The organism is Sphingomonas sp. CCH9-E2 (assembly GCF_001557215.1).
In the GTDB taxonomy this organism is placed as follows: Bacteria; Pseudomonadota; Alphaproteobacteria; order Sphingomonadales; family Sphingomonadaceae; genus Sphingomonas.
This window is the reverse complement of the sequence record NZ_LSJM01000046.1, coordinates 1-233: the sequence shown is the minus strand read 5'-3', so window position 1 is coordinate 233 and position 233 is coordinate 1. Positions and strand designations below refer to the sequence as shown.

Below are 233 nucleotides of genomic sequence, written 5' to 3'. Positions count from 1 at the left end.
GGCTCGGGTGGGCCGGTGCTGCGTGCGGACCAGGCTTGCGCCCCAAACCGATTTTCTTTGCCATAGCGCGCCGGGCTTCTGAATACGCCTCTGCCACCATCGGGTAGTCCGGCTTCAGATTGTAGCGTTCCCGATATTGCTCGGGCGTGAGTCCATGTCCGCTTGTCCGCCGTCAGCACCAATGGCACAGATTTGGGGTCAGTACATAGAACGGACCCAGATATACGCTAAGC

1 pseudogene is annotated in these 233 nt (G+C 59.7%); it reads right to left on the bottom strand.

What is annotated here, in order from left to right:
• A pseudogene (locus AX681_RS21240) lies at window positions 1-172 on the bottom strand (MucR family transcriptional regulator); the annotation flags it as partial.
• Between the last annotated feature and the right edge of the window lie 61 nt (window positions 173-233).